A 25313-nucleotide genomic window follows, 5' to 3' on the forward strand; every position below is an offset into this window, starting at 1 on the left:
TACTTCTTGAGAGAACGAATATGAATCTTGAACTGCTCAACCATGTCAGCGCCTTCATCTGGCAGGAAGCGGACATGCTCGACCACGGCGACTTCGACGCCTGGCTGAACCTGTGGGCCGACAAGGGGACCTACATCATCCCCATCGACCCCAACGAGACCGACTTCGAGAACACCCTCAACTACGCCTACGACGACCATCACATGCGCCAGTTGCGTGTGCAGCGCCTGATCGGTGGCGAGTCCATCTCCACCAGCCCGCGTGCCCGTACCGTGCGCAGCCTGTCGCGCTTTCGCGTGCTCGGCGAGGCAGACGGCGTGGTCACCGTGCGCTGCGCGCAGAACCTGCGCGAGTTCCGCAAGGACGTGCTCAAGCACTACACCGCCGACGTCACCTTCCAGCTCCAGCGCGACGGCGACAGCTTCAGGATCCAGCGCAAGCTGATCCAGTTGATCAACTCCACCGATACCCTCGCCGGTATCGGCTACATCCTGTAGGACGCCGTCATGACTCAGGTAGCCCTCGTCACCGGCGCCGCCCAGGGCCTCGGTCTGTCCATCGCCAGCCGTCTCTATGCAGCCGGTTACGCGGTGGTGATCACCGACCTGACGCTGGAGCATGCCCAGGCCGCCGCCGACCGTCTCGACCCGAGCGGCCAGCGCAGCCTGGCGCTGCGACTCGACGTCGCCAGCAAGGCCGACTTCGAGGCCGCGCTGGCCGCCGTGCTGGCGCGCTGGGGCGCGCTGCACGTGGCGGTCAACAGCGCCGCGATGACCCGTACCACACCGGTCATGCAGATCAGCCCGGAGGAGTTCGACCAGGTCATGAGCCTCAACACCCGCAGCATCTTCCTCGGCTGCCAGGTGTTCGGCGGGCACATGGCGGCCGCTGGCTACGGGCGGATCATCAACATGGCCTCGCTGGCCGGGCAGAACGGCGGCACCGCCACGGGGGCGCATTACGCCGCTTCCAAGGGCGCCATCGTCACCCTGACCAAGATCTTCGCCAAGGAACTGGCCGGTGCCGGTGTGACGGTCAACGCCATCGCCCCCGGCCCCATCGAGTCGCCCGCCGTGCATACGGCAGTGCCGCCAGAGCGCATGGCCGGGCTGCTGGCCAATATCCCGGTGAAGCGCCTCGGCGATGCCGACTTCCTCGGTGACCTGGTGGTGCAACTGGCGCGCCCGGAAGCCTACTTCACCACCGGGGCGACCTGGGACGTGAACGGCGGCCTGTTCATGCGTTGAACCCCGTCCGGTGTGGTCTCTCGGCCGGGCCGGACAGACGAAAGAATGCCGCGCGTGCGAGCTGCGGACTGAACGAATGAGAACAATCAGCACCCCGAAGGGTGCGGGAAGGTCGGTATGACTGAGCAAGTGTTGAACCTGGTGGTACGCAAGCGGCAGGAGCAAGGCGAGGGCGTGGTGATCCTCGACCTCGCCGATCCGATGGGCAGCAATCTGCCGACCTTCGAGGCCGGTGCCCATGTCGATATCCACCTCAAGCCCGGCCTGGTGCGCCAGTATTCGCTGTGCGGCGACCCGGCCAACGCCGCCGTCTACCGCCTGGGTGTGCTGCGCGACCCGGCTTCGCGCGGTGGCTCGGTGGCGGTCCACGAACTGCTCACCGAAGGCGCCCGCGTCAGCGTCGGTGCACCGCGCAACCTGTTTCCCCTGGCTGCGGGCGCCAGTCGCTCGATCCTGATCGGCGGTGGCATCGGCATCACCCCGATGATCGCCATGGCGCATCAGCTAACCGCCCAGGACAGCCCCTTCGAGCTGCACTACTGCGGGCGTTCGCGCCAGCGCTCGGCCTTCCTCGACGAGCTGGCCAGCGCCGACTTCGCCGCCTGCGTGCGTACTCATTTCGATGACGAGGGCGAGGCGCAGAAGCTCGACCTGCCGGCCGTGCTCGGCCAGCCGGGCGCTGGCGTGCACGTCTATGTGTGCGGCCCGGCCGGCTTCATGGACTGGGTCATCGAGGGTGCGCGCCAGGCTGGCTACGCCGAGGACCATATCCACCGCGAGTACTTCCAGGTGGAAGTCGACGCCAGCGGCGACAGTTTCGAGGTGGTCGCCCAGCGCAGCGGCAAGAGCGTTCAGGTCGCCGAAGGCCAGACCATCATCGATGCCCTGGCCACGGTGGGCATCAAGGTGGAGATCTCCTGCGAGCAGGGCGTCTGCGGTACCTGCCTGTGCGACGTGCTGGAAGGCGAGCCGGATCACCGCGACGTCTACCTCACCGATGACGAGAAGGCCGCCAATGACCAGATCCTGGTCTGCTGTTCGCGCGCCAGGTCGAAAAAACTGGTGCTGGATATCTAACAGGCGAGGGCAAGATCATGGTCGACACCACAGGTTTCCGTAATGCCATGGCGCTGTTGGGCGGCGCCGTTTCAGTGATCACCACCGATGGTGCTGCCGGGCGCTGGGGCTTCACCGCCTCGGCGGTGTGCAGCGTCACCGACCAGCCACCGACGCTGCTGGTGTGCATGAACCGCGCGTCCTTCTCCAATGGCCACTTCAAGCACAACGGCGTGCTCAGCGTGAACGTGCTGAGTGCCGAACTGAAGGACATCTCCGGCGTGTTCGCCAATCGCGAACTGGATTCCGAGCAGCGTTTCGCCAAGGCCCGCTGGAGCACCCTGGAAAGCGGCGCACCGCTGCTGGACGGCGCCCTGGTCAATTTCGATTGCCGTATCACCCAGGCCCATGAGGTGGGTTCGCACACCATCTTCTATTGCGAGGTGCTGGGTATTCGTAACGGCAAGAACCAAGACGGCCTGGTGTATTTCAACCGTGCCTATCACCGCTTGGGTGAGCAGTCGCGTTCGGCCTGCTGAGACGCCTTGGGTGGGCATTGGCCCACCCGCCGTTTTGCCAGTGCCACAGAATTTTCCGAAGTAACTTCGGAAATGCCGGATGAAGTGCCATTTCATCCTGAAACATGAGTACCCGTTAATAAGAAATAACTGCTCGATATTTATGGGTAGAGACTTGCTTCGACCTTTTTTGCAGTAAGTGGTTATAAAAACAACACTGCGGATTAACTGCCAAGGTTACATGTTCTGCCAATTAATCTGCTCCCACTCATTGTGCCTTGCACACGTAACAAAGGATCACAACAATGTTCCAGAACAACTGGCTGGCCGGCAGCATGGGCGCTGTGGGCCTGATGGGCATGTTCGCGTCGCTTTCCGCCCAGGCGGACTTCATCGACGATCGGCAAGTCAGTCTTGGCTTGCGCAACTTCTATATCGACCGTGACTTCAAACAGCACGATGCGCCTAAATCACGTATTGGCAGTTGGACTCAGGGTTTCGACTTTCGCGCCATTTCCGGTTATACCGAAGGCACTGTGCAATTCGGCCTCGATGTATCCGCGCAATATGCCTATCGCCTCGATGGCGGCGGAGGTCGCGGCCCCGATAGCATCATTCCCTACGATGACAGCAAGGGCGAACAGGTGCGCGATTACGGCCGTGCCGCGCTGACCGCGAAGATGCGTTACTCCAAGACCGAGCTGAAGATCGGCGAGCATCGCCCGACACTGCCGGTGGCCTTCTACGACGACTCGCGGCAACTGATCACCACCTACCATGGCTTCCTGCTGGAGTCGCGCGAGGTGGACAAGCTGACCCTCACCGCCGGCCGCTTCACCGAGATCAGCAGCCGCGAATCGTCCAACCGCGAGAAGATGTACCTGTTCAACGGGCCGGACGTGCAGCGCCGCAGCGACGGCCTGAATTTCGCCGGCGCCACCTATGCCTTCACCCCGGCGCTGTCGGCGAGCTACTTCTACGGCCAGCTGGAAGACATCTACCAGCAGCAGTATCTCGGTGGCACCTACAATGCCGACCTGGGCAACGGCTTCGGCCTGAAGACCGACCTGCGCTACTTCGACAACCGCGAAGACGGCAAGGCGCTCTACGGCGATATCGACAACCGCTCCTACGGCGTGATGACCACCCTGCGCAAGGGCGCCCACGCCATCGGCGTCGGCTACCAGCGCATGCTCGGCGAGAGCACCTTCCCCACCCTCAACGGCTATGCGCCGCAACCCTATCTGGTGAACTGGTCCACCGTGGCCTTCGTCAAGCCCAACGAGAGCTCCTGGCAACTGCGCTATGACCTGGATTTCGCCAGCTACGGCGTGCCCGGCTTGAAGCTGATGACCCGCTACCTGCGCGGCACCGGTATCGACCGGGGCAACAACGATCTGGATCAGAACGTCGAGAGCGAACGCAACATCTTCCTCAGCTACGTGGTGCAGAGCGGCCCGCTCAAGGGCGTGGCCTTCGAGTGGCGCAACATCGACGTGAAGACCCGCTATGGCAATGGTGCGGCGTCGGGGGCCGACTATCAGGAAAACCGCCTGATCACCTCCTACACCTTCAAGTTCTGACCGGCGGCGGGGCCGGATGCAGACCCGGCTCCGCCTGCATTCACAGGCTGCGAGAAGACCATGCGACTCTACGAACTGATCACCTTCACCCTGCGCGTGCGCACCCCGGCCGCAGCGCTCAAGCGACTGCGCGAGACGCTTGCCGAAGCGCGCGATGGCTGCGTACTGATGGGCTGCTGGTCATCCGAAATTGGCCCGCTGAACCAGATCGCCGTGTTGCGCGGCTTTCGTGACGAGACGGCGCGGCAGGTCGAGCGCGAGCGTTTCCTGCAGGTAGCGGATGCCTTCGGCATCGAAGCCTTCATGCTCGACATGAAAGTGGAGAACTACACGCTGTTTCCCTTCCTCGAGCCCCTGGCGCCCGGTCACCACGGGCCCTTCTACGAGCTGCGCGAATACAACCTGATTCCCTCCGGCCTGACGCCGACCCTGGCGGGCTGGGAGAAGGCCGTCGGCCCGCGTACCGGCGCGGGCTACTCGGCGGTTTACGCGGCCTTCTTCGCTACAGACGGGCGCACCCCGCGTTACCTGCATATCTGGCCCTACGCCAGCCAGGAACAGCGCCTGGACGTGCGCACTCGCGCGGTGGCCGATGGCGTCTGGCCACCGGAGAACTCCGGGCCGCAACTGCGCGAGATGCATTCCACCCTCTACCTGCCAGCGGCGTTCTCGCCGTTGCAGTAGGGCTGTTGAGAGGGCGCGCATGGCCGCGCCCAGGCGAGCCTGGCTTACTTTCAGGCTGCAATCGGAGGGCTTGGATAAAGGGTGAGGTTGATGGCTGTGTGCCATTCGTCGGCTGGCTGATGTACGGCACGACAACTGTGACGTATTTCAGAAAAAAGCCATTTGATGGCAGGTTGCCATGTGCTTTAATCGCCGCCAGATTTCCGCCGTCGATTTTCTGCTATTCAAAGGACTGAAGGCATGTTTTCTCGTTGTCGTCCTCTTGCCCTAGGGCTATGTGCGTTATCCCTGTCCGCTACTGCGCTGGCGCAGACGCCAGGCGACCGTGAGCTGATTCGCGATCGTCAGGAGCGTGTGCTGCAGGAGCAGCAGCAGCGCCTCGATGAGTTGCGCCAACTGCCTGGCAATACCCCCCAGCTTGCAAGCCCACCCACCGAGGACGAGCGTTGTTTCGACATCTCTCAGATTCGCCTCGAGGGCGCGACACTGCTCGATGAGGCCGAGCAGCAAAAGGTGCTGCAGCCCTTTGCTGGCCAGTGCCTGGGGGTGGGCAAGCTCAACGAGCTGCTCAAGGCCATCACCCAGTTCTATATCGATCATGGCTATGTCACCTCGCGGGCTTACCTGCCGCAGCAGGATCTGTCTTCCGGCGAGTTACGGGTCATAGTGGTAGAAGGCCATCTGGAGGGGCTGGACAGCTCCGAGCTGGCCTCCGACCGCGAACTGGCCATGGGCTTTCCCGGGCAGACGGGTGAGGTGCTCAACCTGCGCGAACTGGAGCAGTTGGTCGATCAGCTCAATCGCCTGCCATCGCGTCAGGCCCAGCTCGAACTGGTGCCGGGGCAAGCGGTGGGCGGCAGCCGCGTGCGCTTGCAGGGCCAGCGCAGCAAGCCCTGGCGTGCCGGCCTGAGCCGCAGCAACGATGGGCAGGAAAGCACCGGCGAACAGCAATGGGGCGTGAATTTCGACTGGGACAGCCCGTTGGGCCTGGCCGATCAGCTCAGCCTGCGCGCCACGCGCGATGCGGTCAGCGACAGCTATCGCCACTCCCACAGCCAGAGCCTGATCTACCAAGTGCCCTACGGCTGGTGGAACTTCAGTTACAGCTTCAGCCAGAGCTACTACCGCACGCAGAGCGAGGGCAATGGCTTCCTCTTCGATCAGGACGGCGACAGCCAGACCCACGCCCTGCGTGGTGAACGTGTGCTGCACCGCGATGCCGTGAGCAAGACGGCCTTCAACCTGGGCGTCAGCCATCTGCGCAGCAACAACTTCATTCTCGGCAACCGCATCGACACCTCCAGTACGCGCCTGTCCGAAGCGCAACTGGGCTTCAACCACGGTCGCCGCATCGGCACCGCCTTCGTCAACGCCGATATCGGCTGGCAGCGTGGCATCGGCGCTTTCGACGCCCAGCGTGCCGGCGATCCGCAGAGCAGCCAGCCGGTGGCGCGCTACAACAAGTACAGCCTGACCCTGAGCTACTTGCAGCCGTTCGACCTGTGGGGCGAGTCCTTCACTTTCGACAGCCTGGCCTACGGGCAGAGGAGCGAGGACGTGCTGTTCAGCCCGCAGCGCATCAGCATCGGCGGCCTCAGCTCGGTGCGGGGCTTCAAGGAGGAGTCGCTGTCCGGCGACACCGGCGGCTACTGGCGTAACCAGTTGCGCTGGCGCCGCCCGGTGACCTGGGAAGCGCTGCGACCTTTCGTTCACGAGTACAGCCTGGCCTTCGCCTATGACGTCGGGGTGATCCACGGTGGCCGCTACAACCCCGAGCAACGCGGGCGCATGAGCGGCAACGCTGTCGAATTCGCCCTGCGCGGCCAGCACCTGGCCGCGTCGCTGAGTTTCGCCCATTCCCTGGAGCGCCCGGATGCCATCGAGCATGGCGAGCGCCCGGTTTATTTCCGCCTCGATCTGTTCTTCTGAAGATTTGCCGGCTGGATGGCCGGTAGGAGTATCGACATGGACGTACGCAGTCCCCTGTATCAGAACATTGCCCTCATCCTCGCGGGCGTGCTGTTTCTCAACCCCATCGTGGCCACAGCGGCGCAACTGGCGGTGGATCAGGCCGCTGGTGGCAACACCAGCCTGACCCAGGCAGGCAATGGTGTGCCGGTGGTGAATATCGCCACGCCCAATGGCAGTGGCCTGTCGCACAACAAGTTCACCGACTACAACGTCGACCAGCAGGGGCTGATCCTCAACAACGCCACCGATAAGCTGCAGAGCACCCAGCTCGGAGGCCTGATCATCGGCAACTCCAACCTCAAGAACGGTGCCGCGGGGCTGATCCTCAACGAAGTCACCGGCGGTAACGCCAGCCAGCTCAAGGGCTACACGGAAGTGGCCGGGCGCTCGGCGGCGGTCATCGTCGCCAACCCGCACGGCATCACCTGCGATGGCTGCGGCTTCATCAACACCCCGCGCGTCACCCTCAGCACCGGCACGCCGGTGGTGGAAGGCGGTCGCCTGCAACGCTTCGACGTCGACGGCGGGCAAATCAGCATCGAAGGGCAGGGCCTCAATGCCGACAACGTCGATCAGTTCGACCTGATCACCCGCAGCGCCAAGATCAACGCCGAGCTGTACGCGAAGAAACTCAACATCGTCACCGGCCGCAACCAGGTGGATGCCACCACCCTGGCCGCCACGGCCAAGGCAGATGACGGCTCGGACAAGCCCCTGCTGGCCATCGACAGCTCAGCGCTGGGCGGTATGTACGCCGGGGCCATTCGCCTGGTGGGCACCGAGCAGGGCGTGGGGGTGACACTGGCCGGCGACATGGCCGCCAGTGCTGGGGATATCCAGATCGATGCCAACGGCAAGCTGAGCCTGGCGCAAACCTCGGCCAACGGCAATCTGGCCATCGAGGCTGGTGAGGTAGACCTCACCGGCAAGACCTACGCGGCCGGCAAGGCAACGCTCGGTGCACAGGGGCAACTCAAGGTGCAGCAGAGCTTGGCCGCAGCGGGGGATGTTCGGCTCAAGGCCGGACAGGTGGTCAACGAAGGGGTGATCGAGGCCGGCGTCAAGGCTGATAACAGCCGCACAGAGGCGGATCTGAGCCTGGAGGCGCAGCAGGTGCGCAACGCCGGCACTTTGATCGGTAATCGTCAGTTGCAGGTCAAGGCCAGCCAGCGTCTGGACAACCAGGGCGGCACGCTCAGTGCCAAGACGCTCACCCGAGTCGAGGCCGCACAGGTGGATAACCGTCAGGGCCGGGTGTTGGGTGATGCCGCTGTAAGCGTAACGGCGCAAGAGGTGGACAACCGCAGCGGGCAGATGGTTGCCAAGCAGGTGGATATCGCCGTAGAGGCTGAGGGTGCGCTCGACAATCGGCAGGGGACGTTGTTTGCCGAGGAGCGCCTGGGGGTCACTGCCGGCGACTTGGACAACAGCGGCAAAGGCACCCTGGCCAGCCAGGGAAGCCTGGCTGTCACGCTCACGGGCCACCTCGACAACCATGATCAAGGCACGCTGATCAGCCAAGGCTCGCAGAGCATCAGTGCGGCCAGCGTTGATAACAGCGCTGATGGTCTGCTGTCGAGCCGCTCCAGCCTCAGCCTGAACAAGGCGGCGACTGACAACCGGGGTGGCAGGATCCAGGCTGACGGCGCGCTCAGTCTGAACCAGGGCAGCTTGGACAATCAGGGCGGTACGCTCAGCGGCAAGGAAAGCGTGACCCTTGAACTGGCCAGCCTGGACAACCGCAACCAGGGGCAGGTGAGCGCCAAAGGCAATCTCGATGCGAAGATCGCGCATCTCCAGCAGGCCAATGGCGGCGAGCTGCTCAGTCAGGGCCGGCTGAAACTCGAAGGCACGCGTCTCGACAATCGCCAGGGGGGCCTGATTGCCGCGACTGAGGCTTTACAGGTCGTCGCGAGCGAGGCCTTGCTCAATGCGGGTGGGGAAATCTCCACCTCGGGCTCGGCAGTCGTTCGCGCTCAGGCCGATAGCGACCAACCTGCTGCCGTGCTGGATAACAGTGGCGCTGGTTTGATCGTCGCTGATCAGGGATTGGAGCTTTATGTTCAGCGTCTACTGAATAACGCCAAGGGTGTACTCGCCGGGCGTGATGGGCTGATTGTGCATGGCGGCAGCCTGGACAACAGCGTTGGCGGCATCCTGAGCAGTCAGCGAGTCATTGACGTGCAACTCGATGGCGCCTTGAACAACCAGGCTGAGGGCCGAATGCTCGCGGCTGGTGGCCTGCTGATCAAAGCCGGCAGCATCGATAACCGAGCGGCGGGTCTGCTGTCCAGTGGCGCCGTATTGAGCGTTGCAGGTGGCAACCTGAACAACCAGGGTGGTCGGATGGTCAGCGATGGTCAATTGAGCATCCGCAACAGCAGCCTGAACAATGACAAGGCCGGTCTCATCAGTGCCGGTCAAACGCTGAGCATCGAAACCGGCACGCTCGACAACCAGCAAAAGGGCCTGATCAGTGGTGGTGCCGAAGTCACCGTGCAAGCCACCCAGCTCAACAACCACGACAAGGGCCGGATCGCCGCCAAGGGCACTGTGCAGGTCACCGCCACTGCGCTGGATCAGCACGCTGGCGGTGAGCTGGTCAGCGAAAGCGCACTGACCCTCGACTTGCAGGGCGGCGACCTCGATAACAGCGATAAAGGCTTGATCGCCACACCGGGCGCCTTGCTGCTGAAGAACCTCGGCAAGGTCGACAACCGCTCCGGCGGTGAAATCTCCAGCCGCCAGGGCTTTCTCTTGAAGGCCAGCGAGCTGAACAACAGCGCAGGCCAGGTGATCAGCACCCAGGCACTGCAACTGCAGATTACTCGACTGCTGAATAACAGCCTCAAAGGTGTGCTTTCGGGCGGCAGTCTGGAGGTGAAGGCCGACAGTCTGAACAACGCCGCCGCCGGGGTGCTGGTCAGCAAAGGCGATATGCTGGTCAAGCTTACCGGCAAGCTGGATAACCATGACCAGGGCACCCTCTCGGCGGCCCAGGCATTGACCGTTGAAGCCGCCGAGTTGGATAACTCCGACGCCGGCCTGCTGGCCAGTGGTGCCGACCTGAAGGTGGTAACCGGTGACTTGAACAACCAGGGCGGCAGCCTGCTCAGCCAGGCCGGATTCGTGCTCGAGTCTGACGACCTCGACAACCGTGATGGCGTCATCAGCAGCCGCCAGGCCCTCAGCATGACGGCAGGTGCGGTCGACAACCGCGACAACGGCCTGATCACCAGTGCCGATACCCTCAAGCTGACGGCCAGCCGCCTGGACTCCAGTCGCGATCTCGGTAAGAGCGGGGGCGAACTCTCGGCCAAGAAAGACCTGCAACTGACCGTCACCGAGCTGATCCAGCGCCAGGGCCGGCTGATCGGCGAGGCGGGCGTGCGCATCGACCTCAAGGGCGGTGACCTGGACAACCGGGGCGGTGTGCTCACGGCCAATGGATCACTGGTTCTGCAGGGGCTGGGCAAGCTGGACAACCGCGATGGCGGGGAAATCTCCAGCAAGCTGGGTTACCAACTGCACGCCAAGACCATCGACAACGGCGAGCAGGGCCGCATCATCAGTGCCGGTCAGCTTGGTCTTGATGTGGGCACTGGCGACGTGCGTAACGCCGCAGGCGGGCTGATCTCCGGTTGGCAGGGCGTGGATATCGCCGCTGGCAACCTGGACAACAGCGCGCGCGGCACTGTCTCCAGCCGGGACGGCGCGTTGACGGTCAAGCTCGACGGCAAGCAGCGCATGCTCGATAACAGCGACGAAGGCGCTCTGGTCAGCAAGGGCGCGCTGGAAGTCGAGGCCACCCGCCTCGACAACAGCGCCAAGGGCATCGTATCCAGCGGCGGCGATCTCGACCTGCGCCTGACCGGCACCCTCGACAACAGCGGTAACGGCCTGATCGACACTCAGGGTAGCCTGACGGTCAATGCCGATGCGGTGAACAATAACGCCGGGCAGATTAGCAGTACCAAGGCCGCCAGCCTGGATGCCACCAGCCTGAACAACCAAGCCGGCCAGCTCGCCAGTGGTGCGGCGCTCGACCTGACCCTCACAGGCGATCTGCTCAATGGCCAGCAGGGCAAACTGGCCAGCGCCGGCCCGCTGGTGCTCAAGGCCAAGCTCGTCGATAACCAGAGCGGTAGCCTGATCAGCCAGAGCCTGCTTGACCTGACCGCCAGCAGCCTGAATAACGTGGGTGGCACCGTCGCTGCACGCAATGGCCTGAGCCTGCTGTTGACCGGCGCCCTGAACAATACCAATGCCGGCCTGATCCACAGTCAGCTAGGCAGCATCGGCATTGGTGCTGAACGCCTCGACAACAGCGCTGGCAGCCTGAGCAGCCAGGGGGATCTGCTGCTCACCCTGGATGGCAAGCTGGATAACCGCAGCGGCCAGCTCCAGAGCCGTGCCGGCAAGCTCGACCTGAAACGCGCCACCAGCGTCGACAACCAGGGCGGCGTACTCAGCAGCCTGACCGGCTGGCTCAAGCTGGTAAGTACCGGGTTATTCGACAACCACGGCGGCACTACTCAGGCGCATACGCTCGACATTGAGGCCCAGGGCCTGAACAACCGTGGCGGGCACATTTCTGCGTTGGCCGGCAACACCACGATCGACCTGGGTGATGCCACCTTCAACAACCAAGGCGGTGGCCTGTATGCCCATCAGTTGCTCGATGTCACCGCCGGCGACTTCAACAACCAGGGCGAAGCGTCGGGGCAGGGCGGCAAGGTAGCCGCCGAGCGCATCGACTTCGGCCTGTCGGGGGCGTTGAACAACACTTATGGCCTCGTCGAAAGCGCCAGCAGCCTGAGCCTGACAAGCACAAGTTTGGACAACCGCTTCGGTAGTCTGCGTGCCTTGGGCAGCACTGGCGATACCGGTATCACCACCGGCAGTCTGGACAACCGTGATGGCCGCATCGAAACCGCCAACACCAACCTCGTACTCGGCGCAGCCAGCCTGCAGAACGCTGGCGGTAGCATCCTGCACGTTGGCACCGGCAACTTCGGCCTCAGCGCCGCCCAGGTCATGGGCGCCGGTGGCGACCTCAGCACCAACGGCCTGCTCAGCCTGACAGCCGATAGCTGGACCAATAGCGGCGTGCTGCAAGCCGGGCGCCTGGTGCTGAACATCGGCAACTTCACCCAGACCGCCACCGGCCAGTTGCTAGCCAGCCAGTCCCTGACGGGTAGCGGTGGCACCTGGATCAACGACGGCCTGCTGGCCAGCGACGGCAATCTCAGCCTCGACCTGACAGGGGCCTACAGCGGCGCAGGGCGGGTGACCAGTCTGGGTGACTTGAGCCTGCAAGCCGCCAGTATCGACCTGGCGAGCGCCGCCCATATCAATGGCGGTGGTGTGAGCAGCGTCAGCAGCAGCGGCACCCTGACCAACCGTGGTCGGCTGACCTCGGCCAGTGGCCTGACCGTCAGCGCCAACACCCTGAACAACTACGGCACCTTGGGCAGTGGCGAGACATTGCGGCTAGTCGCGCCCAACCTGCTCAATGAACGAGGCTTGATCTTCAGTGGCGACGATATGGCGCTGCGGGTGGAGAACTTCACCAATAGGTATGGGGACGTTTATAGCCTTGGAGTTTTTGATCTTGCTAAAGATGATCAAAGGGGGTGGTCAGAGAAATTTCAGAATATATCTTCTGTTATTGAGGGCGGGCAGGGGGTAAGGGTTTTTTCGGATGTTATCGTTAATAGGAAGGATAAGTTTGAAGTCGCGTCAGGTTTGAAGAGTGCGACTATCGGGGTGCGTTGCTACAGTTGTTCGGTGGTTTCCGCTTATGGTGGTGGAGGTGCGCACCTAGTTTGGATGCAAGAATTTGAAAGTAAGGTTCTTCAGGACTCTCCAAGTTCAAGTATTCTCTCTGGCGGCGACCTGTCAATGGCAGGGCGAGATTTCTTGAATGAGAGGTCAGTGGTATCTGCTGCAAAAGATGTTGCTATTAGTGTTTCTGATTTTAAAAATTCAGGTTCTTCTGTAGGAAGTTATGTTAGTTATAAGTATATAGCGCTTAATCCGAATAAGAGTTTGTGGGCGCAGATAATAAATTATAATCGGTATAATGATGCTGCCTATAATAGAGATGTCGCTGTATGGAATTCATCTATGAGCGGCGGGCGTGTCGAGTCTACTTATCGCTCTCAAGGATTTAAGCCGCCAGATAGATACTTGACGCAGTACTTCGGCCCTATGTCGCTTAGCTTGGGGCATAATCTTTTGCAAGGAAGTGGGAAGGTTAATCATGCGCCTGGTCCTTATGAAAGGAGCTTTGTAAGCTTCGGTTCGTCTCTTTATTCTTCAGGTGTTAGGGTGGATGCCCCTAGCGCCATAAAAAATGCTAATTCGTTCTCTGAGTTGATTGTCAATGGCGAGGTGGCTCGAGTTTCCAGTGCTCTAATACAAGCTGGGAATAAAGTTTCTGTCACTGCAATTAATTCTATAAATAACGGTGTTACCTCTGAGGGCGTTGCTAATGAGAGCAGACTGAGCCGAGTTGGAGACGTTAAAGCAACCAGTACTGGAAAGACCACAGTTGTCTTCCTCAACCCACAACTCCCGCCAAACCTGCAACAGCAGCAAGTCAACCCGCTGACGCTCCCTGGCTTCACTCTGCCGCAAGGGGAGAACGGCCTGTTCCGCCTGAGCAATCAGGCGTCTGTCTCCATCAATGCCACTCCTGTACAGGGTGTTGCTGAAGAGGTGAGCCAAGCTGCCAGCCTGAGCGCGGTGAGCGTCGCTGCGAACCAGCCTGCGCAGGCTCCGGTAACGGCAGGTACCAGTGCTTGGAGCCCACAAGACGACCAGTCAGCGGCAAGCTTGCCGAGCGTCGAAGTCTCCAGAGTGGCTGGCGTGCAGAGCTTGCCCGGTAATGCCGCGCCACCTGCCCGCCACAAGTACCTGATCGAAACCAACCCGGCGCTGACCGACCTCAAGCAATTCGTCAGTTCCGACTACCTGTTGGGCAACCTCGGTTATGACCCCGACCAGGCGCAGAAGCGTTTAGGCGATGGCCTCTACGAACAGCGCCTGGTACGTGAAGCCATCGTGGCGCGCACGGGCCTGCGTTACCTCGCCGGCCTGACCAGCGACGAAGCGATGTTCCGTTACCTGATGGACAACGCCGTCGCCAGCAAGGCGCGACTGGGCCTGAGTCTGGGCGTGACCCTCAGTGCCGAGCAGGTCGCCGCGCTGACCCACGACATCGTCTGGCTCGAAGAGCAAGAAGTGGCGGGCGAGAAGGTGCTGGTGCCGGTGCTCTACCTGGCCCAGGCCAAAGGTCGTCTGGCCGCCAACGGCGCGCTGATCCAGGGCCGCGACGTCACCCTGATCAGCGGTGGTGAACTCGCCAACCAGGGCACCCTGCGCGCCAGTGACAACCTCACGGCCACGGCTGGCAATATCCGCAACAGCGGCCTGGTCGAGGCGGGTAACCGCCTGCAACTGCTGGCGACCGACAGCATCCGCAACGCCCAGGGCGGCATTATCGCCGGGCGCGATGTCAGCCTGACCGCGCTGACGGGGGATGTGATCAACGAACGCAGCGTAACCCGCCATCAGACCCAGTACGGCAATATCCGCACGATCCAGGACTTCGTCGACAGCGCCGCGCGCATCGAGGCCGCCAACGACCTCAGCGTGATTGCCGGGCGTGACTTCAGCAACCTGGGCGGTGTGCTGGACAGCCGGGGTGACCTGGCCATCGATGCCGGGCGTGACGTCAACATCAGCTCGGTGGAAGAGCGCGTTAGTCAGGCTCGTGGCAGCTATTACCTCAACGAGCGGGTGAGCCAGATAGGCGCCCAGGTCAGCGCTGGGCGCGATCTGGATATCAGCGCCGGGCGAGACCTGGGCGTGATCGCCAGCCGCCTGGAGGCGGGGCGTGATGTGGGTATGCAGGCGGGCGAAGATCTGTTGATCAGCTCTGCGGCTAACGAAAGCCACTTCCTGTCACGTAGCAAGAAAGTGACCCAGAGCCGTGATCAGATTACCCAGCAATCGAGTGATATTCATGCGGGCCGCAACCTCAGCCTCGATGCTGGCAATGACCTGAGCATCGTGGCGAGCCGTGCGCGTGCTGGAAACGACGTGGACATCGATGCCGGTAACGATGTGCAGGTGCTCTCGGCCAAGGACGAGAGTGCCTCCTTCTACTCTAAGAAGAAAAAAGGCTCTTTCGGGCGCAGCAGTAGCAAACAGCAGGAGAGTTATCACAGCACCAACATCGCCTCGGTCGTTGAGGCAGGTAATGACCTGACGATCAATGCCAGCAAGACGGAAGGTGGTGGCTTGACTGTCGACGGTGGTCGCGATGTCACGGTCATCGGCAGTCAGCTCAGCGCTGGCAACGACCTGCTGCTTGGCGCTACTGGCGATGTGGCGATCCTTTCGGGGGTAGAAGAGCACGGCTCCTACAGCAAGAAGAAAAAGTCCGGTTTCCTTGGCCTGTCGAAGAGCGGCAAGAGCCAGCTCAAGACCAGCGCAACCCAGATTTCTAGCGAACTGGAAGCTGGCAATGATGTGGTGGTCGCCGCAGGTAACGATATTCGACTGCGTGCCAGTAGCACTGAAGCAGGCAATGACGTCGAGCTGCGCTCGGGATTGGTCAAGGACACTGGCGATATCAACCTGGTGTCAGCCAACGATACGGCTTACAGCCTGACCGAGCAGTACAAGAAAAAGGTCGGTCTTTCGGCTTCTGGCGGCTTCGTTTCGGTTGCATCGGCCAAGGAGGCAGGCAAGGCAGCACAGAGCAGCACCAGTGTTGGCAGCCAGGTGACGGCTGAGCGCGATGCCTCTTTGCAAGCCGAGCGCGACATCAATGTGATTGGCAGTGGCATCAGCGCTGGACGCAACCTGCGCCTCGATGCTGGCCGTGATGTGAACGTTGCAGCCGCCGAGAACGAGAGCTCCCAGCGTAACTGGGAGAAGAACAAACAGGTCGGTTTGGGAGTGTCGGCTGACGATAACGGCGTCAGTGTTTTCGTCGGTGCCGAGCGTACTCAGGAAAAGATTCGTCAAGTACAGCAAACCGCAGCGGCCAGCCAGCTCAGTGCAGGTCAGGATCTGGACATCACTGCAGGCCGTGATATCAACCAGACAGGCTCTGATCTGTTGGCATCCAATGACCTGGATATGAAAGCGGGCCGCAACATCAATATCGATGCCGCGCGTGAAGCGCTTTTGCTCGAACAGGAACGCTCGCAAGAGCGGCAAGGTCTTGGTGTAACCGTCAACCATAACTTCGGTAACACCAAGGATGCCGTTGGCAACGCTGGTAAGGGCGATAACGGTGTCAGTCAAGCGTCAAGCACGTTGAAGGCCGTGGACTCTATCAGCCAATTTCTCGCTGGGCCTACCGTCGATGTGCGCCTGGGTAATTCCAAGCAGAGCAGCAGCCAGCAGTACACCGAGCAAGGCAGCCGCTTATCGAGCCTGACTGCCGGAAACAACATCAATCTGTTGGCGAATAACGACGTGACCGTTAAGGGGGGGCAGCTCGATGCCGGCCGCGACATCAACATCAAGGGACGAGACGTCACCCTTGATGTTGCTCGAGGCTCCTTGGCCCAAGAACATCAACAAAGCCAGAGCTGGGGAGGCATCCATGGCGGTACCAGTGGTGGCTTCAAGGTGGGTGTCGGTGGCAGTCGCGGCATCGCTACTGAAGACTCGCTGCAGGAGACTAGTATTGCCACGCAGTTCGCTGCGGGCCGTGACGTCAACCTGCAAGCCAGTAACGATCTAGGCCTGATCGGTAGCCAGGTGCAGGCTGGTCGGGACATTAATCTGAAGGCCGGCAATGACCTCAACATTCGCGCAGCCCATAACGCCAGCAGCAGCGAGAGCGAGCGTCGCAGTGCTGGTGGTGAAATCGGTCTGACCATTGGCCAGGGTATTGGTGTCTATGCCAGCGTCAATCTGGGCCAGGGGCATCTGGAGCGCGAAGGTGAACGCCAGCAAGAGGCGTACCTGTATGCCGGTGAGCGGCTGAGCTTCAGCAGCGACAATGACACCAGCATCGCCGGCGCGCAGTTACGGGGCGACGAGGTCATTGGTCGGGTGGGGCGCGACCTGCACGTTTCGTCTCTGCCTGATACCGGCAAAGTGAAAGGGAAGGAGTTCGATTTAAGCGCGACTGTAACTATTGGGCCTGGTTCAGGTTTCAGCGGCTCGATGGGTTACGGTGAAACCACAGGAAAGACAAACTGGATTCAAGATCTGACCCGAATTTCCGCTAAGGATCGGTTGGATATCCATACGGAAAACCACACCCAACTCGACGGTGCGCTGATCGCTTCTGACAGTGGCAATCTGAAGCTTGATACCAAAACTTTGGGTTATAGCGACATCGCTGGGCAGGACAAGGAGCGCAGCTACTACCTCAACGTGGGCGGTAGCTACAGCTCTAGGGGGGGGCAGCAAGATGCCAGTCAGGTTGGCAAGGGCAAGGAAGGTGGAGCTGGCTGGAGCGTTGAGGGCTACAGGTACGAGCGAGATCGAGAGCAGGTCGTCCGGGCCACCGTTGGCGCTGGGGATATCGTCGTTCGTGGCGACGCAGAAACCGGCCAGGACTCTACGGTTGGGTTGAATCGCGATACCAGCAAGGCCTATGAGATTACCAAGGACGAGGAGGAGCGGACTGATCTGTATGCGAGTAAGTCGTCGCTTGAGGCAGTGGCGAATCCGAAGGAAACGCTGCAGAAGTGGAGGAACGACGCGGAGAATTATGGGCGCCACTCGGTAGAGGCATTCACCGGCCTGGGGGTATTGAAAGAACAAGCACTTTCTGCGGCTGAGCACGATAAGCTTGTAGCTGCCTTAGCCTGGGCTCCAGCACTGTTGGTCGATGTCATGGATGCAATGGGAACTCCGACATTGGGTATATTCCCTGGGGTAGCCAATCATGGGGGGCTGATAACCCAATTGCCGGTATTAGTCACCGGTGATTTGCAGCCTTTGCGAGTGACCGGAACATTTAAAACGGATAAGGGTAAGCTTGTACTGGAAAAAGGTAAGCCGGTATTGGATTCGGAAAGTCTGCAAGTGCAGCAGTTTGCAGGTTTTAACGAGGGGGATGATCGCATCTTTACCAATGGCATTATGAATAGCATGATGGCTGCATTGGCCAACGGTTTAATGCAAAGTGGAAGCGGAAATGGAGATGTCAGTTTCGTTCTAGCCTATAACCCAACTCATGGCTTGATCGGAGATCTGATTGAGTCTGCCTTTGATAAGAATTTGCAGGGAGGGGTTCGGTCAGGCACAGCGAGGAATCTAAATAGTCTATTCCGGCAAGGTATTGATGCAGGGCCGGATAGCCTACATATCTATGGGCATAGCCAAGGTGGTTTACTGACTTGGGTTGCGATTAAGGGCTTGGATTTTTCCAACGGAGGAAGTCCTACTGCAACGCTGAACACCATCCAGCTCTCCGGGGCGCCGGTAGATGCCAAAACATTCCATGATGATGCAGAAGCTGCTGGGTTCAAGTCCGATGGTCAGCGTGCTTTCCAAGTCAATCGTCCAGATGAGACGGTGTTCTTCGGTCTTCTACCTAAGACCGACACGGTTTCGGATTTACCGCTATTTTTAGGTGGAAATGCGAAATATTCGGATGATCCAGTGGAGCGTACATTGGGTGCCTTATTTACTGCGCTTAGTCTGTTTGGAGAGGGTAGTCCGCACAGTAATTATAGCTGTGTGACTTGTCCACCTTCGGCGCCGGATAGCGTTGATGCACAAATTCGTGACATCGTAATTAAGCCGACGCTGATCGATAGTCAGGGCAATGCAAGGAGGCTGGAGTGAGTAGGTGGTTCTTGTTGATAGCCCTACTGATAGCGGTTCTAGCTGGTTGTGGCGGGTACCAAGTCAAATATGATGAGGTTAGAACGAGCGGAAGCATTCTTTACCCTTTGTGCGAAAGAGCCAAACAGTGCATCACGGATATGCAGCGTATCAGTTTCAAATTGCCGCTATTGTTCAAGCAAGCGACCTGTCGGAACTATCCGGACTATAGCTATACCTCTCGAATCGACAGCCTCAGCGTGACAATCCCCGATGTTATTGCCAACGAGTCAAAAATGTCCATTGGCGGTGTTTACTCCATGCTCTTTCGTGCAGCTCATGCACGCACAGAATATTATCTGCCGCCTGAGGAGTTTTTGAGGATTACAAAGAATACCTCAGTGAGCACAGTTCTATTTCTCGCTTGGTTTCGGCTGATTGGATGGGCTGGCAGGGTGGGCGTTGTGCGCGTTTTTACTCGGATAACGATACCGGTCTTTTCGTGCGCCGAGTGCTCGACGATTTCTGCTAGGAATCTGTTAGCGGTTCGAGTTTCCCAATCCATATTAGTGCTAGCAAAAAAATACCACAAGGTGATGTACCAGCCAACCTGGATAAGGAGTTAATCGAGCCAGTATTGGCGAGCTTACAGATCAACCCTGTTCCATAGCAGCGCTTAGCTCTGTGTGACAGTTATCGTGCTGATTTTTGCAAGGGGCTGAAGGAATGCTACGATAACAAGACAGCTATGCGCAGATTTCGCGGCAACCTAAACCGTCAGCGCGCTATTCTTTTCTTACGCGAATGCGGTTATCAAATGCCAGACCCGGTCGGGCCAAGAAGCTGGGCAGAGCTCTTAAGGCCCAATGGGCAATTGATTGGCAGGTCCGATGGAGAGCTAACATTGCGTAAAATAACTCATGCGCAGTTTGCAGAACTAGAAGCCGAATTAATGTCCTTACAACTCAAGCCTGGTAAACGCCCCGAAATCCGATCTTCTCGACTGTCAAGAGATGGTAATGTTCTGGTCGAAAAATACAGGGCTACAGGTCACTACGCTGGTGAGTGGTACAGGGTTCCACCCTCTTACAGCGAGCAGAACGGATTCGGTATTCGTAATGATCTGGTATTGGGGCGAGTGATAGATGTGCGCTTAATGGATTTTCCTGCAGGGCTGAGAATTGTAGGTGAATAGATAAAAGGGCAGCTTCTGAGGGGGCTGTCAGTAATTTTGTGTTCGGGCATCACATGTGGGGCAGATTTGTTCTCGGCTGATAGTATGAGCCAATGATAAATCTGTCCCGAATGGCACTTACTTATGCGTTAACCAATTGATCTAGAAGAAAGGCTGCTCTTGGGCTACGGTGATAGTTGCGAACACACACACCGAGCCCAAGGAGCAGCCCAAATGAATCCTGGGCGCCGAGCCGCCATCCTTCAACAGCGCCGTATCCATCACCTCAAATCCAATGCGGATGCCCATGCGTTCTTCAATCTGTTGACTGGCCCCGAGTTGTTTGAACAGGTCGATTTGCTGCTGCCAGACCACAGGGAACGCCTGTTTCCGCCAACCGAGACGCTGTCCATGTTTATGGCTCAGGCTCTGAGCGCTGATCGATCTTGCCAGAGGGCAATCAATGAGCGGGCTATCAAGCAGTTACGAGCAGGTTTGAAGCCATGCAGTACACAAACCGGTGGCTACTGCCGTGCCCGTCAACGCTTGCCGGTGGAGATAGTTTCCAGTTTGGAGCACAGTTTGGAACAATAGGGGACAGACCCTGAGGAATCCCCACAAGTCTACTCCGGCGCCTGAGCTTGCCGGTGAACCTCATCACGTAGCAACAGCTCCATCTTGGTAAGGGCCGAACAGGATAGATGGCTGGCCGAACGTCTGAGGTATTCAAGGCCGGCACACCAGAGCGACAGCACAGTTTTATGCCTGACGCTGTTGCTCTGAAAGCGGCGCGACTTGCCTGTCGTGTGAGCCTGTAGGCCAGCCAAGTACAGCGCATAACACGCCAGTGCCGCGATCAACAGCAGTATCTCGATACGTTGTGGGCAGCGCGTCCTGTGCAGATCGAAGGCAAAGCCGAAACGCAGACTTTTCACATCCCGAAAACCTTCCTCGATCTGCATCCCTTTGCGGTAAATGCCCACGATCTTGCGTGCTGTCCAATTGGGTTGTGGCAGGTTGCTGGCGAGCAACCAGGGCTCTTGTTCACGGCGTGCGTTCTGCCGGCTGAGCTTGCTGCGCGCGATGTTGCCTGTCACGCGTCGATGTTTCCTGCCCTTGGGCTGCTGGTGAATGCCGTACAACGCAACCCGGTGCGGCGCACTGCGTGTCATCTCGATTTGGCCAAGTGAGCGTGCGCTCGATGTCGTCTGCAGGTAGAGCTGCTTGATCGGTTGCCATTGGCCTTGCTCATCGCGATAGAGATCACGATTGCGGACGCGTCCCACGTAGTACCACCCCTTGGCTTCGACGGCCTTGAACCAGGGACAGCGGAACCCAGCGTCCGTTACCAAGATCGGCACGCATTTCTCGGGAAGTATGACCTCCAGTGCATCGAGCAGTTGCTGCTGGCGCTGAGGGCAACCCTCACGGTCATGCACGCTCTCGTAGACAGGTAACGCTCGCCCCGCCAGCGGGATTGAAGCTCGCAGCAAGTAAAGGTCAGAGGCCGCATTGATCGGCGACCAATCCACCAGGATCAATGGGTGACGCAGGTAGCCAATCAGTGCAGTCAGCATTTTCCAGTAGAACAGCGGACGTTCGTATTGCAGGTGAGCGTTGCCTAGCAGGCGATCCACGCGCTTGATCGAATGCTTGGTGTAAGCCTCGCTGGGCATGGCCCTGCCAAGGTCGGTCAGGGTCAGGCGACGCCCATGCAGCAAGGCACTGACGCTGCTCATCAAGGCGTTCAGCCGCTTGCTGTGGATCGTGGGGAGTGCTTGGGAAAATGCCTTGTGTAAGAATCGTACTGCCTGCATGAGTCTCGGGGGTTGGTTTGTTTGGCGACTACCAAACTGCCCGACTCATGCAGGCATCTTCAAGCTACCTGCCTGATCTGCATGGATATATTGTGGGGATTCCTCAGGGGCGGATGGGGGACTCATCAGAATCGGTCCCCTTTTCCCTCAGCCTTACGGCCGCGGCAGGGAACAGAGGCGCTCAGGGTGGGCTGGCCGACCAGGGGGTACGCACCTCGCCCCGGCTTAGGCCCTGCACCGAATTGCCGAAGGCATCCTTGGCCTTCAGGTCGGCGCCTTTGCCGGCCAGGGCAGCGAGCAGCTCCTTGCGCTGGAACAGCGCGGCGTACATGGCCGCCGTCTGGCCGTTGTCGTTGCGCTGGTCGGGGCTGCAGTCGGCGTCGAGCAGGCGCTTGGCGATACGCAGCTCGCCCTTGAAGATCGCCCCCATCAGCGCGGTATTACCGCGCCTGTCCTGGGCACAGGCGTTGGCGCCTGCACTCAGCAGACGCTCCACCGCCGCGCGATGGCCGTGATAGGCGGCCAGGATCAGCGCGGTATAGCCCTTTTCATCCGCCGTATTCAGGTCGTAACCGGCGGCGATGAATTCGTCGAGCATGGCCACGTTGCCCTCGCGGGCGGCCTGGAAGTAGTAGGCGCGCAATTGCGCCTGGACGTGCTCGGCATCCGGCGTCGGCGTGGCGGCCAGTAAAGGTGTCGCGGCGCTTAGCGCCAGGGCGAAACAGAAAGTACGCAGCATGGGTTCTCCCGAGCGGCGTCGCGCCGCGTCTGGTGGTGACGTGCGGCTCGCGCGAAGCCGCACGCCATTGCAGAGCAGGCTCAGTCCTGCAGCTTGGCGGCCAGCGCCTTGACCCGCGCCAGGTCGCCACCGGCCACCTTGGTCAGGCCTTCGCCGTACTGCGCATCGGCTTTGTAGAAGAACGACAGCATGATGTGCTTGCTCTCGTCTTCGGTCTCGGACAGGGCACTGCCCAGGCTGGCGATCAGGTCACCCTGCATCTTCTTGTCGTAGGAGCGGTACAGCTCGCCGGCCTGCTTGAAGTTCTGCTCGCGCTGGATCTTCTTCTGCTCGGTGCTGCCGCTCAGCGGCAGGTTGCTGTAGCGCGCATGCTCGCTGGCCGGGCGCGGGTTGATGCGGCTGGGCTCGTAGTTCACCTCGGTGGTGGTGTGGCCGCTGTTGGCCGCGCCATCCTGATTGCCGTTGTTGACTGGCACCCTGGCCTGGTTGATCGGCAGGAAGGCGTGGTTGGCGCCCAGGCGATACATCTGCGTGTCGGCATAGGAGAACAGCCGGCCCTGCAGCAGGCGATCCTCCGAGGGCTCGATGCCCGGCACCAGGTTGGACGGTGCCATGGCCACCTGCTCGGTTTCCTGGAACACGTTGTCCGGGTTCTTGTTCAGCACCATCTGGCCGATCTTCTGGTAGGGCACGTCCGGCCAGATCTTGGTGGCATCCAGCGGGTCGAAGTCGTACTTGGCCAGGTCAGCCGGTTCGAGCACCTGGATATACAGGTCCCACTTGGGATAGTCGCCGGCGTTGATCGTGGTGATCAGGTCGCGGCTCATATGGTTGAAGTCCTTGCCCTGGATCTGCTCGGTCTGCTGCGGATCGTTGTTCTTGATGCCCTGCAGGCTGCGCCACTGGAACTTGACGTAGCGGTACTCGTTCTTGGCATTGACCAGCTTGTAGGCGTGCACGCTGTTGCCGTTCATCTGCCGGTAGTTGGCCGGGGTGCCTTCGTTGGAATACAGCAGGGTCAGGGTGCGGGTGGCTTCCGGCACGTGGCTGAAGAAGTCGAACTGGGTGCGGTTGCTGCCGTAGTTGGTGTTCGGGTCGGGCTTGAAGGCGTGCACCATGTCCGGGAACTTGATGGCATCGCGGATGAAGAAGGTGGGGAAGTTGTTGCCCACCAGATCCCAGTTGCCTTCGCTGGTGTAGAACTTGGTGGCGAAGCCGCGCGGGTCGCGCAGGGTTTCCGGGGAATGGTTGCCGTGCACCACGCTGGAAAAACGCACGAACACCGGGGTGGTGGTGCCCTTGGTGAAGACCTTGGCGCGGGTCAGCTCGGAGATGTCCGCCGTGGCGGTGAACTCGCCATGGGCGCCGGTGCCACGGGCATGCACCACGCGCTCGGGAATGCGCTCGCGGTCGAAGCGCTGCAGCTTCTGGATCAGTTGCACGTCCTGCAGCAGGGTCGGGCCGGTGTCGCCTGCGGTCTGCGAATTCTGGTTGTCGCCTACCGGTGCGCCGTTGTCGCGGGTCAGGGGGGCAGCCTGCGCCGACAGACTGAACAGCGAAGCGGACAGGGCCGCGGTCATCAGGCCAAGGGCGGGCGCCCATGCGGTGGTGGGTTTCATGGATGAGTCCTCGTAGTTGTATGTGCAAACGCGCTTCATGCGCTCGCACAAAGCTACGAGAGCCTGGCCGTCCCGCTAAATTGGAAAAAACCAGCGCCATCATAGGCAATGCTCATTACGTGACGGGGCGAGGTCGTGATACGGCAAGCCATAGACGGCCCGGGCGTGTCAGGCCTGACGCGCGCGCGACAGCTCGTCCACCAGTGCCAGACAGTGCTTCAGCGCCGGCGAAGGCTCGCCGACGCGGCGGCTGATGATGATGGGCGAGGTGGCCTGGACCTCCTGCAGCGGCGCGTAGTCGATGTCGACGCGGTGCAGCACCTGCACCGAAGCCGGCACCAGGGTGATGCCGATACCGGCGGCGACCAGGCCGATGGCCGTCTGCAGTTCGTTGGTCCACTGCGCCACGCGAATCTGCAGGCCATGGGCGGCGAATAGCGTCAGCACATGGTCGGCGTAGCTGGGGCGGGGGTTGCCCGGGTACAGCACGAAGGGCTCGCGGGCAAGCTCGGCGAGGCTGATCGGGCCCGGCAGCAGCGGATGCCCGGCGGGCAGGGCAGCGACCAGCGGATCCAGGGTCAGCACCTGCTGCTGCACGGCCGCATCCTCGATATGGATGCGGCCGAAACCGATGTCGATGCGCCCGGCCTTGAGCGCTTCGACCTGCTGCACGGTGGTCATCTCCGACAGGCCCAGCTCCAGGCCGGCATCGCTGCGCAGGCGGCGGATCAGTTCCGGCAGCACGCCATACAGGGTGGACGGGGCGAAGCCGATGCCGAGCCAGGCCTTTTCGCCCGTGCCGATGCGTCGGGTGCTGTCGCAGACCTTGCCCAGTTGCTCCAGCAGGGCGCTGGAATGTTCGTGAAAGAAGCGCCCGGCCTCGGTCAGGCGCAGGGGGCGGCCGCGTTCGAGCAGGGCCACGCCGAGTTCGTCCTCGAGCTGCTGGATCTGCCGGCTCAGCGGTGGCTGGGCGATATGCAGGCGCTCGGCGGCGCGGGTGAAGTTGAGGGTTTCGGCGAGCGCCTGGAAGTAGCGCAGGTGACGAAGCTCCATGGGCGGGCTGTCCTTCGGGGTTGACGATACCTGCTGGGTAT

At 60.6% G+C, this 25313-nt stretch carries 12 protein-coding genes and 1 pseudogene; 9 read left to right on the forward strand and 4 right to left on the reverse strand.

Annotated features, from left to right (window positions below):
• Positions 1-20: 20 nt before the first annotated feature.
• The 9 genes and pseudogenes from OU800_RS03755 to OU800_RS03795 all read left to right on the forward strand — a co-directional run.
• Entirely contained in the window at positions 21-497 is a 477-nt protein-coding gene (locus OU800_RS03755; protein ID WP_268181281.1) for an aromatic-ring-hydroxylating dioxygenase subunit beta, read from the forward strand.
• Between the two features lie 9 nt (positions 498-506).
• Entirely contained in the window at positions 507-1247 is a 741-nt protein-coding gene (locus tag OU800_RS03760) for an SDR family NAD(P)-dependent oxidoreductase (RefSeq protein ID WP_268181282.1), read from the forward strand.
• A gap of 117 nt (positions 1248-1364) precedes the next feature.
• On the forward strand, positions 1365-2324 hold the full coding sequence (locus OU800_RS03765; RefSeq protein WP_268181284.1) for a PDR/VanB family oxidoreductase: 960 nt from the start codon (positions 1365-1367) through the stop codon (positions 2322-2324).
• A gap of 17 nt (positions 2325-2341) precedes the next feature.
• A complete protein-coding gene (locus OU800_RS03770; protein WP_268181286.1) occupies positions 2342-2842 on the forward strand; it encodes a flavin reductase in 501 nt (166 codons plus the stop codon).
• 284 nt (positions 2843-3126) lie between these two features.
• The gene (locus OU800_RS03775) at positions 3127-4404 is read left to right on the forward strand and encodes an OprD family porin (protein ID WP_268181288.1); all 1278 of its coding nucleotides are present in this window, start codon (positions 3127-3129) and stop codon (positions 4402-4404) included.
• Positions 4405-4464: 60 nt separating this feature from the next.
• Positions 4465-5088 (forward strand): NIPSNAP family protein, encoded by a 624-nt coding sequence (locus tag OU800_RS03780; protein ID WP_268181289.1) that lies wholly within the window; start codon positions 4465-4467, stop codon positions 5086-5088.
• A 240-nt stretch (positions 5089-5328) separates the two neighbouring features.
• Positions 5329-7017 (forward strand): ShlB/FhaC/HecB family hemolysin secretion/activation protein, encoded by a 1689-nt coding sequence (locus OU800_RS03785; RefSeq protein WP_268181290.1) that lies wholly within the window; start codon positions 5329-5331, stop codon positions 7015-7017.
• A gap of 36 nt (positions 7018-7053) precedes the next feature.
• Positions 7054-18891 carry a hemagglutinin repeat-containing protein gene (locus OU800_RS03790; RefSeq protein ID WP_268181292.1) on the forward strand — a complete coding sequence of 3946 codons (11838 nt, stop codon included), beginning with the start codon at positions 7054-7056 and terminating at the stop codon, positions 18889-18891.
• Between the two features lie 1387 nt (positions 18892-20278).
• A pseudogene (locus OU800_RS03795) lies at positions 20279-20617 on the forward strand (IS4 family transposase); the annotation flags it as partial.
• A gap of 50 nt (positions 20618-20667) precedes the next feature.
• Here OU800_RS03795 and OU800_RS03800 read toward each other — a convergent pair.
• The 4 genes from OU800_RS03800 to OU800_RS03815 form a co-directional block, all read right to left on the reverse strand.
• The gene (locus tag OU800_RS03800; protein WP_268181293.1) at positions 20668-21861 is read right to left on the reverse strand and encodes an IS4 family transposase; all 1194 of its coding nucleotides are present in this window, start codon (positions 21859-21861) and stop codon (positions 20668-20670) included.
• A 181-nt stretch (positions 21862-22042) separates the two neighbouring features.
• Complete coding sequence (locus OU800_RS03805; RefSeq protein ID WP_268181295.1) at positions 22043-22600, reverse strand: ankyrin repeat domain-containing protein; 558 nt, start codon at positions 22598-22600, stop codon at positions 22043-22045.
• Between the two features lie 80 nt (positions 22601-22680).
• On the reverse strand, positions 22681-24180 hold the full coding sequence (locus OU800_RS03810) for a catalase (RefSeq protein ID WP_442964757.1): 1500 nt from the start codon (positions 24178-24180) through the stop codon (positions 22681-22683).
• Between the two features lie 207 nt (positions 24181-24387).
• The gene (locus OU800_RS03815) at positions 24388-25272 is read right to left on the reverse strand and encodes a LysR family transcriptional regulator (protein ID WP_268181298.1); all 885 of its coding nucleotides are present in this window, start codon (positions 25270-25272) and stop codon (positions 24388-24390) included.
• Positions 25273-25313 lie beyond the last annotated feature (41 nt).

The sequence above is a fragment of the Pseudomonas sp. GOM7 genome, assembly GCF_026723825.1.
Lineage (GTDB): Bacteria > Pseudomonadota > Gammaproteobacteria > Pseudomonadales > Pseudomonadaceae > Aquipseudomonas.